Source organism: Arthrobacter sp. TmtSoilC79 (assembly GCF_059739405.1).
This window is the reverse complement of record NZ_AP046051.1, coordinates 3081516-3096537: the sequence shown is the minus strand read 5'-3', so window position 1 is coordinate 3096537 and position 15022 is coordinate 3081516. Positions and strand designations below refer to the sequence as shown.

13 protein-coding genes and 2 tRNA genes are annotated in these 15022 nt (G+C 63.8%); 11 read left to right on the top strand and 4 right to left on the bottom strand.

Translation table 11 applies throughout. The annotated features are described in order from the left end of the window. Positions 1-10: 10 nt before the first annotated feature. Positions 11-1132 carry a homoserine O-acetyltransferase MetX gene (metX, locus tag AC6JA3_RS14265; protein WP_497920170.1) on the top strand — a complete coding sequence of 374 codons (1122 nt, stop codon included), beginning with the start codon at positions 11-13 and terminating at the stop codon, positions 1130-1132. A gap of 36 nt (positions 1133-1168) precedes the next feature. Here the strand turns inward: metX and AC6JA3_RS14260 are convergent, their stop codons facing one another. The 3 genes from AC6JA3_RS14260 to AC6JA3_RS14250 all read right to left on the bottom strand — a co-directional run bounded on the left by AC6JA3_RS14260 (position 1169) and on the right by AC6JA3_RS14250 (position 3826). Then, the gene (locus AC6JA3_RS14260) at positions 1169-1651 is read right to left on the bottom strand and encodes a hypothetical protein (RefSeq protein ID WP_223945028.1); all 483 of its coding nucleotides are present in this window, start codon (positions 1649-1651) and stop codon (positions 1169-1171) included. 94 nt (positions 1652-1745) lie between these two features. Beyond that, positions 1746-2909 carry a winged helix DNA-binding domain-containing protein gene (locus AC6JA3_RS14255; protein ID WP_223945029.1) on the bottom strand — a complete coding sequence of 388 codons (1164 nt, stop codon included), beginning with the start codon at positions 2907-2909 and terminating at the stop codon, positions 1746-1748. Between the two features lie 74 nt (positions 2910-2983). Then, positions 2984-3826, bottom strand: coding sequence for an SGNH/GDSL hydrolase family protein (locus tag AC6JA3_RS14250; protein WP_051420857.1), 843 nt, complete (start codon positions 3824-3826; stop codon positions 2984-2986). Between the two features lie 70 nt (positions 3827-3896). Here AC6JA3_RS14250 and AC6JA3_RS14245 point away from each other — a divergent pair, with 70 nt between their 5' ends. Further along, a complete protein-coding gene (locus AC6JA3_RS14245) occupies positions 3897-4547 on the top strand; it encodes an alpha/beta hydrolase (RefSeq protein ID WP_347783571.1) in 651 nt (216 codons plus the stop codon). 119 nt (positions 4548-4666) lie between these two features. Here the strand turns inward: AC6JA3_RS14245 and AC6JA3_RS14240 are convergent, their stop codons facing one another. Further along, a complete protein-coding gene (locus tag AC6JA3_RS14240; protein WP_347783570.1) occupies positions 4667-4894 on the bottom strand; it encodes an RNA-binding S4 domain-containing protein in 228 nt (75 codons plus the stop codon). Between the two features lie 23 nt (positions 4895-4917). On the opposite strand from AC6JA3_RS14240, the gene AC6JA3_RS14235 reads away from it, so the two are divergent. The 9 genes from AC6JA3_RS14235 to AC6JA3_RS14195 all read left to right on the top strand — a co-directional run bounded on the left by AC6JA3_RS14235 (position 4918) and on the right by AC6JA3_RS14195 (position 14985). Then, entirely contained in the window at positions 4918-5922 is a 1005-nt protein-coding gene (locus tag AC6JA3_RS14235; protein WP_026541471.1) for a DMT family transporter, read from the top strand. Positions 5923-6067: 145 nt separating this feature from the next. Next, positions 6068-7453: a glycine--tRNA ligase gene (locus tag AC6JA3_RS14230; protein WP_172324116.1), complete on the top strand. Its 1386-nt coding sequence runs from the start codon at positions 6068-6070 to the stop codon at positions 7451-7453. A gap of 2 nt (positions 7454-7455) precedes the next feature. Beyond that, positions 7456-8418 carry a GNAT family N-acetyltransferase gene (locus AC6JA3_RS14225; protein ID WP_026541473.1) on the top strand — a complete coding sequence of 321 codons (963 nt, stop codon included), beginning with the start codon at positions 7456-7458 and terminating at the stop codon, positions 8416-8418. A gap of 129 nt (positions 8419-8547) precedes the next feature. Beyond that, positions 8548-10053 carry a YibE/F family protein gene (locus tag AC6JA3_RS14220; protein ID WP_035760979.1) on the top strand — a complete coding sequence of 502 codons (1506 nt, stop codon included), beginning with the start codon at positions 8548-8550 and terminating at the stop codon, positions 10051-10053. 109 nt (positions 10054-10162) lie between these two features. Next, positions 10163-11344 carry a tRNA dihydrouridine synthase DusB gene (dusB, locus tag AC6JA3_RS14215; RefSeq protein WP_026541475.1) on the top strand — a complete coding sequence of 394 codons (1182 nt, stop codon included), beginning with the start codon at positions 10163-10165 and terminating at the stop codon, positions 11342-11344. Positions 11345-11408: 64 nt separating this feature from the next. Beyond that, positions 11409-12725: a deoxyguanosinetriphosphate triphosphohydrolase gene (locus AC6JA3_RS14210; RefSeq protein WP_026541476.1), complete on the top strand. Its 1317-nt coding sequence runs from the start codon at positions 11409-11411 to the stop codon at positions 12723-12725. A 59-nt stretch (positions 12726-12784) separates the two neighbouring features. Continuing rightward, positions 12785-14671: a DNA primase gene (gene dnaG / locus AC6JA3_RS14205; RefSeq protein WP_026541477.1), complete on the top strand. Its 1887-nt coding sequence runs from the start codon at positions 12785-12787 to the stop codon at positions 14669-14671. Between the two features lie 53 nt (positions 14672-14724). Then, positions 14725-14797 (top strand) — tRNA-Asn (locus tag AC6JA3_RS14200). 115 nt (positions 14798-14912) lie between these two features. Beyond that, positions 14913-14985 (top strand) — tRNA-Asn (locus AC6JA3_RS14195). The last annotated feature ends 37 nt before the right edge of the window (positions 14986-15022 follow it).

Below are 15022 nucleotides of genomic sequence, written 5' to 3'. Positions count from 1 at the left end.
TGTCAAAGGAATGACCATTACTGCTACAGCCCTTCCAAAATCCGGAGAAGAAGACGGAACCGTCAAGTACGCCGGCATCGGGCCGTTGGAACTTGAAGCCGGCGGGTTCCTTCCCGACGTTGTCCTGGCTTACGAGACCTGGGGCCAGTTGAATGCAGATGCCTCCAACGCCGTCCTGATCCAGCACGCCCTCACGGGCAGCACCCACGTGGCACGGGGAGCCACGGACGAGGAAGGCTGGTGGGAGCAATTGGTGGGCCCCGGAGCCACGATCGATACCAACAGGTTCTTCGTGGTCTCCATCAACATCGTGGGCGGCTGCTACGGAAGCACGGGACCGTCGTCGGAGGCACCCGATGGCCGCCCCTGGGGCTCCCGGTTTCCGTTGGTCACCTTGCGCGACAGCACAGTGGCAGAAGGGCGGCTCGCCGATGCCTTGGGAATCGACTCCTGGCACGCCGTCCTGGGTGGATCCATGGGCGGTGCACGCGCCCTGGAATGGGCTGTGACCTACCCGGAACGCGTCAAACGCTGCGCCGTGATTTCCGTAGGCGCCTACAGCACGGCCGAGCAGATCGCCTTCGCGCAGGCCCAAACACTGGCCATCCGCCAGGACCCGAACTTCAACAACGGCGACTACTACGCAGGCAGGGCACCTGAACACGGGCTGGCCTTGGCCCGGCGGATCGCCCACATCACGTACCGCTCGGCGCTGGAACTGGATTTCCGCTTCGGCCGGGAAGCCCAGCACCAGGAGACACCCCTGGCCGCCGCGGTACTCGGTGAGCGTGGCAGGTATCAGGTGGAAAGCTACCTGGACCACCAGGGGACAAAGCTCGTCCACCGCTTTGATGCCAACAGCTACATCGCCATCACAGAAGCCCTGATGTCCCACGACGTCGCACGCGGCCGGGGATCCCTGGAGTCAGCTTTGTCGCGGACCACGGCGGAGTTTTTCGTGGCAGCGGTGGATAGCGACAGGCTGTATTTTCCCGCTCAATCCCGGGAGTTGGCAGCCGCGCTCCCTGGTGTGGTTCCGGTCCATGTTATTGAGGCACCGATCGGCCACGACGGTTTCCTCACGGAGATTGGGCAGCTCGCTCCGCAGCTTCGGGAAGCCTTCTTCGCCTGAGCTGCCGGCTGCCGCGGGCTGGGTCGGCCGTAAGCCTCAGCCGTTCATGATCTCGCCGCGCTGCTTCATGTAGTCCTCCATGGCGATCTCTCCGTTGCTGAACTTCGCGTCCAGCTCAGCCAGCTTGCGGGCACGGTAGCCTTGCGGCTCCGGGCTGCCGGCGGCAGGGTACGGCGTGGGGGATGAAGTGCCCGACGGCGACCCGGACTGCGGTGACGTCTCCGCCGGGCGGATGACGGTCGGCTCGGACGACTGGCCGGGGTAGTTCTGCTGCGGGTAACTTTCCGGTGGGTACGACTGGCCGGGGTAGTTCTGCTGCGGGTAACTTTCCGGTGGGTACGGCTGGCCGGGGTAGTTCTGCTGCGGTGGGTAGCCCGGACCGGGCAGGTTCTGCGGTGGGTAGCCGGGGTCGCGGAACGTTCCTTGCTGGATCCGGCGGGCTCGGGAGCGGTTGTACATGCGGATCCCGAGCGGAATCAGCCACGAGCAGACGATGATCCAGAAGATCAGATTGTTCACAGTGCAGGCCTCCTAGGTCTCGTTCCAGCTTAGCCCTGCCATCCAGCATGGACTTTGCCCAAGGGAACCGAGCAGTCCGGAGGCACTGGCACTTTCACACGAGCGTGGCTTCCATGCCCAGGAACCGGCCGTACCTTTCCACTTCGGCCACTAAGGCCTCCTGCTCCGCCGCGGTTGTTGCCCGGTTCATCCGGACGTCCAGCTGGCAGGCACCCCCTGAAAAGCCGTGCCGCCACCATCCGGCCAACCTGCCATCCAGCAGGACTACGTGCATGGGTCCGTTGTCCTCGGGGAAGTATGGTGCTGTCCCGCCCAGATAGTGCCTGGACTGTGAGTAGCCCATGACGTATTCGTCGTAGCACTGGATGAGGTCAACACGGGGTAGTTTTGCCTCGTCAGGCGGCGAAGAGCACGCGGGATCGGTGAGCTCACTGACATCTTCCCGGGCCAGGTAAAACCCCAGGCCGTCCTGGGTGACCGTGGCAAGGGCGCCGGGGGACAACGTATCCGCGACCTCGATGCCCAGCTTCACATCTTTCATGGTGAGCCCGGACCAGACGGCGCAGTCCTTGATGGTGGCGGGTCCACGGCTGGTGTAGTACCGAAGCGCCAACCCGCCCAAGGCCTTTTCGCGGTCCTCGCTTGTCAGGGGCGCACGAACGAAGCCGGGCACGCGTTCCTCGAAGAGGGCATACGTCTGCTTCAGCGCGCCACCGGCTGAGCGGATGGGGGAGCCGCTCACCAGGATGCGGCTGATCTCTGCGTGCATGAGGTGGTAAATGAACCCCAGGCCTTTGCCGGGGAGACCGGCTTTTTCCAGGATCCCGCCCAGCTCTTCCCGGGTCTTGTGGGCGCCGTCGGCAACCGCCGAAGCCAGGATCCGGCCACTGAGGGCGGTGGATTCCGCGTCAACCCCTGTTTGGCGGTACATGCCGTTGTTTCCCTGATGGAGCCGCTCCGCAGAGAGTCCCATGAGCCAGCCGAGGTCGTCCCGGTGCACAAAATGCCAGGTGGGCCGGAGGATGTGCGTCCTAAGGATGGTTCCCTCTGCAACGGCCCTTTCCACGTCATTGGCGGTGGTGGAAGCCATGGTCCTTTGGGCAAGGGTCCACCGCGCATACGGAAATTCCTGGGACTGCACTGCAAGCAGGTTGCGGACCACATCCCCGGCGTCCGCGGACGAAGGAACCCGCAATCCTTGCCGGCGCAGCCGCAGGCGCCGGACGCTTTCGGCAAACATCAACGCGCTGTCGGTCATCGAGCCCACACGAATCTGAAGCTACAGGAACTGCAGCCACCATGATTCCGGATTACCAGCACCAGGACGTGGACTTAGCGCCGTGGCAGCACGGTGCCGCTGGAACCAAAGACGGGACCCGGCGTCGGACGTTTGGGGCTGATGCCGTCACCGGAGGATTGGTGCCGCAGTCTTCGGATAACCCAGGGGACAAAGTACTCGCGGGCCCAAACGAGGTCCGAAGAACGGGCCTCCCGCCACGTGCGGGGCGGCAGTGGCTTGGGCAGCAGCGGTTCGAGGGTGTGCTGGACGTTCAGGGCGTCCAGGACCATCATGGCGATCGTGTGGTGGCCCAGGGGAGAGAAGTGCAAGCGGTCCGGGTCCCACATTTGCGGGTCTGCCAGCTGCCTCAGTGACCACATGTCAGCGATGATGGCGTCGTGGCGTGCGGCCACTGTCCTGAGGTTCTCGTTGTAGATGGCAACCTTGCCGCGGATGCGTCCGAGGACGGAGGATGCCGTGTCCGGGCCGTTGAAAAGCACCACGGCAGCGCCTCCGGAGCTCAACTCACCTACTGCGGCATCGAGTTTTTCGGCCAGAAGATCGGGGTCGCCGCCTGGCCGGATGAGGTCGTTGCCGCCTGCGGAGATGGATACCAGGTCAGGCTGCAGTTCCAGGCAGTGGGCCACCTGTTCGTCGATGATTTGCTGGAGCAGCCTGCCACGGATGGCAAGGTTGGCGTAGGCAAAGTCTTCCTGGCCGCGGCCCAGTTCCTCCGCCACCCGATCCGCCCAGCCGCGGTGGCCGCCGGGATTCCGGGGCTCGGGGTCCCCAATGCCTTCGGTGAAGGAGTCTCCCAGTGCCACGTATCGGGTCCAGGGGTGTTTTTGTACAGGATCGCCGGGTTTCAACAACTGATTGTTCTCACTCACGCTCATATCCTGCCCCCTGACCGCGACCCTACGCCACCGTAGGTTGTTACTTGTGGGTAACTGCAAGAATGGAGCCATGACTGAAGCAACCCCCTTTCCAGCACCTGTCGTCCTGTGGTCCCATGATGAAGCCGAGCGGGCAGGCAAGCCTCTCCTGGTCCTGCTGCACGGTTACGGCTCCAACGAGGACGACCTCTTCAGCCTTGCCGGATTGCTGCCTGAAGGCTTCGTGGTTGCGGCACTTCGTGCACCCATGTCCATGGGTCCGGGCTTCACATGGTTCCCGCTCACGGCATCGATCGATTACTCACTGGACGCTGTGAAGCTTGCGGCCGAGTACGCGCTGGCATGGCTGGATACGGTCAAGGCGAACCACACTTCGGTCACCCTGCTGGGCTTCTCCATGGGGATGGCCATGGCGACCACCATGCTCCGCTACCGTCCCGCAGACTTTGCCGCCGTCGTCGGGCTTTCAGGTTTTGTGATCGACGCCGGCGCTGACGCCGCGTTCCGGGACCACGAACTGGATGGTTCGCTGCCCATGTTCTGGGGCCGGGACCAGCAGGATCCCGTCATCACCCAGGACAAGATCGAGTACACCATGGGCTGGGTGCGCGGGCACGTTGACCTCACCAAGGTGCTCTACACGGGAATGTGGCACGGGATCAACCAACAGGAGATCGGCCACGTGGGCGAATTCCTCACCCACAAAGTGCTCACCGCCTAGGAGCAGCGCGGCCCAAAAACAGCGCGGCCCAAAACCAACGCGGGGTCACCTATGCACCCTTGACCGCCGGGCAGGGGGCCACAAGTGACCCCGCGTTGTAACAGTGGCGATGAGTTGTATCAGGCGGCGGTGATTCGGACTGTCCGGCCGTTGACCGTCACAGTATCTCCGACGTGGAGCTGGCGGCCACGGCGGTCATCGATTTCGCCGTTGACCTTGGCCAGGCCGTTCTTGATGAGCTCCGTGGCCTCAACGCCGTCCTCCACGAGGTTGGCAAGCTTCAGGAGCTGGCCAAGGCGGATCATGTCGTCGCGGATGGGGATCTCTTCGATTTCCGGAGTGCTCATACAGCAATGATGCCTGAAGTAGTGTGGTGACAGTGCCGCAGCCTTCTCCCCGTCCCACCCTTCCACTCGCCGTTGGCCTCCCCGTCGCAGTAGCAACAGGCTTGGTCATCCCGCTTCAGGGAAGGATCAATGGGGCCCTCGGCGCCAGGCTCGACGACGGCATCGCAGCTGCCGTGGTGAGCTTCACCACAGGCCTGCTGCTGATTACCGCGATTTCGCTGGCCACCCCCAGAGGCAGGGCCGGCCTCCAACGCATCATCCCCGCGGTCCGCAACCGCAGCTTTCCCCGTTTCTACGTCATGGCCGGAGCCATCGGCGCTCTCTTCGTCTTTGCCCAGTCGTTCACGGTGGCGTTGCTCGGTGTGGCCTTGTTCACGGTGGCGGCTGTGACGGGACAAACCTTGAGCGGGCTGTTGGTGGACAGGATGGGAATCGGGCCAGGCGGCAAACGTGCCATCACGGGAGTCCGCGTCATCGGCAGTGTCTTGACAGTGGCCGCCGTGGCCTGGGCTGTGTCACCCCGGTTCGGCGGTGATGCGGACATTGCTTCGCTGGTCCTTCCAGTGCTGCTGCCGCTTGCAGCCGGATTCTTCATGAGTTTCCAGCAGGCCATGAACGGTACCGCCACAGTGCATTACGGGACACCCATCGCAGCCACCCTGGTCAATTTCATTGCCGGGTCGGCCATCCTCTGGGTGGCCTGGATCATCAAGCTGGCTGTGGCAGGACCGGGAAATCCGCTTCCCCCGGAATGGTGGTACTACCTCGGCGGCCCCATGGGATGCCTGTTTATTGGCCTGGCCGCGCTGCTGGTCCGCAGCTTGGGCGTGCTGATCACCGGCTTGGGCATGATCGCCGGTCAACTGGTGGGCTCGCTGGTGCTCGACGTCGTGATCCCCAGTCCCGGCGCGGTGGTCGCCTTGCCCACGGTGCTGGGTACGGTCCTGACGCTGGCCGCGATCATCGTAGCGACGTTGCCCTGGCCCAAAGGTGCCTTGACAAGGAGAAGCCCTGCCAAAGGCCGGTAGGGTAGGACTCGCATGACTTTCAGGTATCTTCGGGTACTTGCAACAAACTTTTCCCCCGACACCCCGCCGGACAACCTCGTCCGGATTCCGGGGCACACCACCGCGGACCGCACCCAGCGGCCCTGTAGAACAAATGGAGTTACCCATGGCAGCAAAATCCGTCCTTGACCAGGTCATTTCCCTCTCCAAGCGGAGGGGCTTTGTCTTCCAGGCCGGTGAAATCTATGGTGGCTCCCGTTCGGCGTGGGACTACGGTCCCCTTGGCGCCGAACTGAAGGAAAACATCAAGCGCCAGTGGTGGCAGAGCATGGTCCGCGGCCGCGAGGATGTTGTAGGCCTGGATTCCTCCGTCATCCTTCCCCGCCAGGTATGGGAAGCGTCCGGCCACGTGGAAGTCTTCTCCGACCCCCTGGTTGAATGCCTGTCCTGCCACAAGCGCTACCGCGCGGATCACCTCGAGGAAGAGTACGAGGAAAAGAAGGGCCGCCCGGCAGAAAACGGCCTGGCCGACATCGTCTGCGCCAACTGTGGCACGCGCGGCCAGTGGACCGAGCCCCAGGAATTCTCCGGCCTCCTCAAGACATTCCTCGGCCCGGTGGCCAGCGAAGAAGGCATGCACTACCTGCGCCCGGAAACCGCCCAGGGCATTTTTGTGAACTTCAACAACGTCCTGACCACGTCCCGGAAGAAGCCGCCGTTCGGTATCGGCCAGATCGGCAAGTCGTTCCGCAACGAAATCACGCCCGGCAACTTCATCTTCCGTACCCGTGAATTCGAGCAGATGGAGATGGAATTCTTCGTTGAGCCCGGAACGGACGAAGAGTGGCACCAGTACTGGATGAAGGAGCGCATGTCCTGGTACACGGACCTGGGCATCCGTGAGGACAACCTCCGCTTCTTCGAACACCCGCTGGAAAAGCTCAGCCACTACTCCAAGGGCACCACGGACATCGAGTACCGCTTCGGTTTCCAGGGTTCGGAGTGGGGCGAGCTTGAGGGCATCGCCAACCGCACGGACTTTGACCTGTCCACGCACGCCAAGGCCTCCGGGACGGACCTGAGCTACTTCAACCAGGCCACCAACGAGCGCTACACGCCGTACGTGATCGAGCCTGCCGCAGGCCTGACCCGGTCCTTCATGGCGTTCCTGATCGACGCTTACACCGAGGACGAGGCACCCAACGCCAAGGGCGGCGTCGACGTCCGCACCGTGCTCAAGCTTGATCCCCGCCTGGCGCCGGTCAAGGCCGCCGTCCTTCCGCTGAGCCGCAACGAGGACCTGTCCCCGAAGGCCAAGGCCCTGGGTGCCCAGCTGCGCAAGAACTGGAACATCGACTTCGACGACGCCGGCGCCATCGGCCGCCGCTACCGTCGCCAGGACGAAATCGGTACCCCGTTCTGCATCACTGTGGACTTCGACACCCTCGAAGACCAGGCCGTGACCATCCGTGAGCGCGACACCATGAGCCAGGAACGCGTCTCCCTGGACAAGGTTGAGGGCTACCTGGCAGCTCGACTGATCGGCGCCTGACCGTGGCTTTGGAGTACCGCGAATGGAAGGAAGGCGACGACCTCGCCCTCCTGGAAATCTGGGGTGGCCCCGAGACACTTCCCGCTGAGCAGTTCCGGGCGGCCCTGGCACCGTCCGGCAACCAGCCCTGGCGTCGGTGCATCGTGGCCGAAGACGTGGTCGATGGCGTGCGGATTCCCGTTGCCGCCGGCGTGGTCCACGAGGCTTCCCTGCACCCCGAACGTCTTTGGGTGTACATCGAGGTTGCCAAGGACCACCGGCGTGAAGGCGTCGGTGCCACCCTGCTGACCATGCTCCGCCGCGAAGCCGCGAACTCGCCGTCGGGCGTTTCCAAGCTGCGCAGCAAGGTGGAGCCGGGCACTGCGGGTGCGGCTTTTGCTGCTGCCGCGGGACTGGTTCCCATCCAGCGTTCCCAGCTGGTTGTGGTGAAGCCGGAACCTCTGTCTTTGCCGCGCTTCGGCGACGGTTCGGAGGAAGCCGCTTCAGAGCGCGTGGAAGACCTGGCCACGGGATCCGTTGAGTTGAGCGACGTGGTGGGCAAGTATTACTCGCACGTCCATCACTGGGACAGCCCGGGGGAACTCAGCATCGCCACGGTGCAGCGCTTGTTCCTGCACGACCTCACTGGCGCCCATGGGGCGATTGTCCTGCGGGCGCCCAAAGCCAGTGCATTTGGCCAGGGCGTTCCAGCCAGCAGGAAGGGCAAGATCCAGGCCTTCGCCATCAGCTACGCCCAAGGCAACTCCGACGAGCCTTCCGATGTCTTCCTGGGCCATGATCCACAGCTCTCGGCCGAGGAAGCAGCTTTTGCGGTGCGGGACCTTTTGGCACTCATTGCCTACCAGCACCCTGTCCTGCTGGAAGTTGATGATTCAATGACGGCGCTGCGCACTGTCCTGGAGCCCTTGTCGGACTCCGGGAAAGCCCATGTACGGGGCGCGGATACGGTGATCGTCAGCGACTGACCACTGATTCGCCGTTACGGATCCCACGCCGCCCGCTTTCTGCGGGCAGCGTGGGATCCTGCGTTTCCCGGCAGTGTCTGCAGCGGCCCTGGTGCCGCGTAGGCTTAAGGCCATGAGGTTTTGCTGCTGATGGGCCACGGTCACTCCCACGGACATTCTGAAAGTCCAGAGCCAACCCCGCAGGCCCTTGCCTCGCGGAAAAAGGCCAATTGGATCCTGGCGGCCATACTGGTTCCGCTGGGCGTCCTGACCCTCGTGGCCATGATGGTCATGTGGCCCTCCGGGAGCCGCGAAGGTATCACCTTCTCCAGCCCCTACCAGGCCGCGCCCGGCGTTACTTTCGATACCGGCCGGATCCAGAGCGTGGTGGTGGAAAGCTGCACACAAACCGGCCAGGCCGATGCCGGCCAGGGCGCCACGGACCCGTCCGGCACAGTCCAGGGCAGCACGGGCCAAACCGATCCAAACCAAGGCGGGTCGCAGTGCACGTTCGCTTTCACTGAGCCGGATAAGGGTGGAGACGTCGTCAAGGTGGTCATCAACCCTGACGTAGCCATGTCCCACGGCGTGGATGTGGGGGATTCCATCAGGTACCTGAACCTCTCCGCAGTCCAGGGCGCCAACGCCGGCAGTGGAGCTCCAGCGTACGTTTTCGTCGATTTCGTCCGTTCCATCCCCATCGCCATCCTCGCCGTGTTGTACGCAGCGGTGGTCATTGCGGTGGCCCGTTGGCGCGGTTTCCGTGCGCTGCTCGGGCTGGTGGGTGCCTACTTCGTCCTGGTGAGCTTCATCCTGCCTGGACTGGTGGAGGGCAAGCCGCCGCTGCTTCTGGCACTGGTGGGGTCAACGGTGATCATGATCGGGGTGCTGTACTTCGCGCACGGATTCTCGGCGCGGACATCGACGGCGCTGCTGGGAACCATTTTTGGGCTCAGCATCACCGCATTGTTGGCTGCCTGGGCCACTGACGCCGCCAACCTGGCCGGTGTGGGAAACCACGATGCCTCGACGCTGGTCAATATGTCACCCCAGATCTCGATTTCCGGGATCATCCTTTGCGGCCTCATCATTTCCGGCCTTGGCGTGCTGAACGACGTGACCATCACACAGTCCTCCGCAGTGTGGGAACTTTACGAACTCGCCCCCAACACCAGTGCACGCAAGCTGTTTACCTCGGCCATGAGGATCGGCCGGGACCACATCGCTTCGACGGTCTACACCATCGCCTTTGCCTATGCCGGGGCTGCCCTCCCGATCCTCATCATCGTGATGCTCTACGACCGCCCTCTGGCCGAAGCACTGACCAGCGCCGAATTGTCCGAGGAAGTCATCCGGACACTCGTGGGCTCCATCGGACTGGTCCTGGCCATCCCGGTCACCACGCTGATCGCGGTCCTGGTGGTCAAGGCCACTGGCATGAAGCGACTCGCTGCTGCCGGTGGCCCCGCTGTAACTGCAGATGAGCTTAAGGACACCGGTTCCTTGGCGGCCGCTGCCGCCGTCGTGGGTTCCGTTCCGACGGCAGATCACGACGCCGGTGAGCGCCTTGACGCGTCCGGCAAGCCGGCGCAGCCTGGCAGCCGACGGGCACAGCGCGAAGCGGAGCGGCGCGGAGACACGAACGACGCCACCTAAACCCAAGCCCTGTTCCTGTTCGCCCCGCAATACTACGTACGCATGGACAAACAAGGCAGAGTTCAGGCAGGGCGTCCACGGATTTGCCCCGCTTTGCAACAATGGATAGGTGACTGTTGTAGCAACGCCCCCCGCACCAAAGCTCGAGCTCCCGCCATTGAAGCTCGGTGGGATCACCGTGGACACCCCGGTAATCCTTGCCCCCATGGCGGGCATCACCAACTCGGCCTTCCGCAGGCTCTGCCGTGAATACGGTGGCGGCATGTATGTGGCCGAGATGGTGACCTCCCGTGCCCTGGTGGAGCGGACGCCCGAGTCCTTGCGCATCATCTCGCACGACGAGGACGAGAAAGTCCGGTCGGTCCAGCTCTACGGCGTGGATCCGGTGACGGTAGGCGCAGCGGTGCGGATGCTCGTCGAGGAGGACCGGGCGGATCACATCGACCTCAACTTCGGCTGCCCCGTGCCCAAAGTGACCCGGCGCGGCGGCGGTTCGGCCCTGCCGTGGAAGATCGACCTCTTCACCTCCATCGTCAACACTGCGGTTAAGGAAGCTTCCAAGGGCGGCATCCCGCTGACCATCAAGATGCGCAAAGGCATTGACGAGGACCACCTGACGTACCTCGACGCCGGCCGGATTGCCCGCGATGCCGGAGTGGCCGCCGTCGCCCTCCACGGACGGACCGCAGCACAGTTCTATTCCGGCCAGGCCGATTGGTCCGCCATCGCCCGGCTTCGTGAAGCCCTCCCGGATATCCCCGTGCTGGGCAACGGAGACATCTGGTCGGCCGAGGACGCTGTCCGCATGGTCCGGGAAACCGGCGTGGACGGCGTGGTGGTTGGCCGTGGCTGCCAGGGCCGTCCTTGGTTGTTCGGCGACCTGCAGGCAGCCTTTGAAGGCAGCGACCAACGGCACCGTCCCGGGCTCCGCGAAGTGGCTGAGGGCGTCTACCGCCACGCCGAGCTCATGGTGGAGACCTTCGGGAACGACGAATACAAGGCCCTGCGCGAGATCCGCAAGCACATGGCCTGGTACTTCAAGGGTTACGTCGTGGGCGGCGAACTCCGCGCGAAACTGGCTACCGTGCCCACCCTTGAGGTGCTGCGCGAATACCTCGATGAACTGGACATGGACTCGCCCTACCCTGGCGTCGATTCCGAAGGCCCGAGGGGCCGTGCGGGTTCACCCAAGAAGCCTGCCCTGCCCAAGGACTGGCTGGTGAGCCGTCAGCTGAACGCTGAACAGAGCGCGGATATCTCCGCTGCCGAGCTGGACGTTTCGGGCGGCTAGCCTCACACGTGTAAGACTGACTCAAGAAGCTCCACACCCCGGCGCTTGAAGGAGGCAGATACCAATGGGAACCGAAGCAGTGCTCGGCCACAACAGCAGCACCCACGACTACGTCCTGGCCATTCCCGGCTATGCGGAAGCGGACTCTGCGCGGTGGGTCGAAGAGCCACGGAAGAACACGTACCGCTCCGACTTTGAACGTGACCGGGCCAGGGTCCTGCATTCCTCCGCACTGCGCCGGCTGGGTGCCAAAACGCAAGTGGTTGCCCCGGATACTGACGATTTTGTCCGCACCCGTCTGACACACAGCCTGGAAGTGGCACAGGTGGGCCGTGAGCTGGGCCGTTCCCTGGGCTGCGATCCGGACGTTGTGGACACTGCGTGCCTGAGCCACGATCTTGGCCACCCGCCTTTCGGCCACAACGGCGAGTCCGCGTTGAACGAGGTCGCCCATACCATTGGCGGTTTCGAAGGCAACGCCCAAACGCTTCGCCTGCTGACCCGCCTCGAGCCCAAGGTCCTTGCCGAGGACGGCCGGCCGGCAGGGCTTAACCTGACCCGCGCCAGCCTCGACGCCGCTTCCAAGTACCCGTGGTCTGCCGTCGATGCCCCCGTGATCCATGGACAGCGGACCAGCAAGTTCGGCGCCTACGAGGACGATCTTCCGGTTTTCGAATGGCTCCGCGAAGGCGCCCCCGGAAACCGCTCCTGCATCGAGGCCCAGGTGATGGACCTGGCGGACGATATCTCGTACTCGGTCCACGACGTTGAGGACGCGATAGTCGCCGGACACTTCCAGCTTAAGTGGTTGGACAACCCCGACCACCGGGCGCGCGTGGTGGGCTACACCAAGCAGTGGTACCTGCCACATAACGATCCCGCCGAAATCGATGCTGCGCTGGCGCGGCTGGAGGCCACCAAGGTCTGGGTCCGGGAAGCCGATGGCAGCCGGAAATCCATGGCCGCCTTGAAGGACATGACCAGCCAGTTGATCGGCCGGTTCTGCCAAAGTGCCATGGAAACAACCCGTGCCCACTTCGGTCCGGCCAACCTGACCCGCTACGACGCCGAGCTCATGGTTCCTGAGGACACCGTCACTGAGATCGCGGTCCTCAAGGGCCTGGCCACCACCTTTGTCATCTCCACGGACCACCGCCAGCCGGTGTACGAACGTCAACGCGAAGTGCTGCATGCGCTGGTGGGTGTTTTGAACGCCACCGGCGACCGCCACCTGGAGCCGATGTTCGCCGCGGACTGGCGTGATGCTGCCGACGACGGTGCCCGGTTGCGCGTCGTGATCGACCAAGTGGCATCACTGACGGACGTCTCGGCACTGGCCGTGTACGAACGGCTCGTGGGCAGCCTGCCATCGCTCTGGTGACTCCTGGGCAGCCGGCGTTATCGGCCGGGAGTCCTGGGGCGAGAGACTAGGATGGTGACGTGGCTGGCCTGATCAAACGTGAAGATATCGACGAAGTACGCCAGCGCACGGATATCAAGGAAGTCGTTGACGGCTACGTCACGCTCAAGGGCGCCGGGCTGGGCAGTTTCAAGGGCCTGTGCCCCTTCCACGACGAACGATCCCCCTCCTTCACGGTCCGCCCGCAGGTGGGCAGGTACCACTGCTTCGGCTGCGGCGAAGACGGTGACGCCATCTCCTTTGTCCAGAAAATGGATCACAGCTCCTTCCATGAGGCTGTTGAGAAATTGGCCGCCCGGATTGGCTACGAGCTGCGCTACGAGGACGGCGGAACCGGTCCCAGCCGTGAGGAAGTGGGCAAGCGGCAACGCCTGCTGGATGCCCACAAGATCGCCGACGAATTCTTCCGTGCGCAGTTGCTGACCCCCGGTGCCGCCGAGGGCCGGAACTTCCTGGATGGCCGCGGCTTTGACCGCGCGGCCGCCGAACATTTCGGCGTGGGATACGCTCCCCAGGGCTGGGACGCGCTGCTGAAGCACCTGCGCGGCAGGGGGTTCACCGATGCTGAGTTGAAACTCACAGGCATGTTCTCGGAGGGAAACCGGGGCATCTACGATCGCTTCCGCGGCAGGCTGATCTGGCCCATCAGGGACATCGCGGGGGACACGATCGGTTTCGGTGCCCGCAAGCTCTACGAGGACGACCAAGGCCCCAAATACCTCAACACCCCGGAAACCACCCTCTATAAGAAGTCCCAGGTCCTCTACGGGATCGACATCGCCAAGCGGAACATCGCCAAGGAGCGGCAGCTGGTGGTGGTGGAAGGATATACGGACGTTATGGCCTGCCACCTCGCAGGAGTCACGACGGCGGTAGCCACCTGCGGTACTGCCTTCGGTACCGAACACATCAAGGTTGCCCGGCGGCTGCTTTCGGACGACGGCAGCGGGGGAGAGGTCATCTTTACCTTCGACGGCGATGCCGCCGGCCAGAAGGCGGCACTGAGGGCGTTTGAGGAAGACCAGCGCTTCACGGCCCAGACTTACGTTGCCGTGGAACCATCGGGCGCGGATCCTTGCGACCTTCGCCAGCTCAAGGGCGACGCCGCGGTGCGCGACCTCATCGGGACCCGGAAGCCCCTCTTCGAGTTCGCCATCCGCGCGACGCTCCGCAGGCACAATCTGGACACCGTCGAGGGCCGTGTGGCAGCCTTGCGCGAAGCCGCCCCTGTGGTGGCGCAGATCAGGGATTCAGCCACCAGGCCCGGCTACACACGCAACCTGGCCGGGTGGCTGGGCATGCCCATTGAGGAAGTCAGCAGCTACGTGGGGGCGGCGGCAAAGCGCGCTGCATCCGGTGGCAGTGCACCACTGCCGGCCGGTGCCGCCGAACAACCGGCGGGAGCACCGCCGTCGAGCGGCCTTGTCTTTCAACGCCCCGATCCCCGGGATCCCATTGCCGGCATGGAACGCCAGGCGCTGGAGGTTGTCCTCCAGGAGCCGGGCGTGCTGGGCGGGGGAGCCTGGGAGCGCTTCGAAGCCTCCCACTTCGCCACCCCCGCCTACGCCGCCGTCCACACGGCAGTGCGGGCTGCCGGGCTTGCCCACGCGGGCGATCCCGTGGCTTGGGTGGAGCAGGTCCGCCAGGAAGTACCCGAGCCGCTGCGGCCCTTGGTATCCGAGCTGGCAGTAACACCCCTGCCTGCCAGTACCCCGGAGGCCATGCAGCGGTATTGCCGCGACATCCTGGCCCGCCTGTTTGAACTGCAGATCACCCGTATCAAGGCAGACAAGATGGGCCAGTTGCAGCGACTGGATGCAGGAGCAAATCCGGAGGAATTCCAACGCCTGAACCGCGAACTGATGCAGCTCGAAATGGAGCGCCGGGCGCTGCGATCGGACGGCTGAGAAGCTCGATTTCGTTTTCCGCCGGGCCCCTGTTAAGCTAGTAACCGCTTCATTCCTCCGTAGCTCAATTGGCAGAGCATTCGACTGTTAATCGAAGGGTTACTGGTTCAAGTCCAGTCGGAGGAGCGCACAATACCCCCGTTCCGGGTTCCGGAACGGGGGTATTTTTATACCCGGAGGGGGTATCCGGAGTCGATTTCGCATTCCGGTAAAACCTTTGCTAAAGTCATAACCGCTTCATTCCTCCGTAGCTCAATTGGCAGAGCATTCGACTGTTAATCGAAGGGTTACTGGTTCAAGTCCAGTCGGAGGAGCATCCGGACCCCGCATCGGCATCACGCCGGTGCGGGG

What these genes read in the sequence shown, in the direction of transcription:
- metX (WP_497920170.1), top strand. Translation starts at nt 11, where the DNA reads ATGACCATTACTGCTACAGCCCTTCCAAAATCCGGAGAAGAAGACGGA.
- AC6JA3_RS14255 (WP_223945029.1), bottom strand. Translation starts at nt 2,909, where the DNA reads ATGACCGACAGCGCGTTGATGTTTGCCGAAAGCGTCCGGCGCCTGCGG.
- AC6JA3_RS14250 (WP_051420857.1), bottom strand. Translation starts at nt 3,826, where the DNA reads ATGAGCGTGAGTGAGAACAATCAGTTGTTGAAACCCGGCGATCCTGTA.
- AC6JA3_RS14245 (WP_347783571.1), top strand. Translation starts at nt 3,897, where the DNA reads ATGACTGAAGCAACCCCCTTTCCAGCACCTGTCGTCCTGTGGTCCCAT.
- AC6JA3_RS14240 (WP_347783570.1), bottom strand. Translation starts at nt 4,894, where the DNA reads ATGAGCACTCCGGAAATCGAAGAGATCCCCATCCGCGACGACATGATC.
- AC6JA3_RS14230 (WP_172324116.1), top strand. Translation starts at nt 6,068, where the DNA reads ATGGCAGCAAAATCCGTCCTTGACCAGGTCATTTCCCTCTCCAAGCGG.
- AC6JA3_RS14220 (WP_035760979.1), top strand. Translation starts at nt 8,548, where the DNA reads ATGGGCCACGGTCACTCCCACGGACATTCTGAAAGTCCAGAGCCAACC.
- AC6JA3_RS14210 (WP_026541476.1), top strand. Translation starts at nt 11,409, where the DNA reads ATGGGAACCGAAGCAGTGCTCGGCCACAACAGCAGCACCCACGACTAC.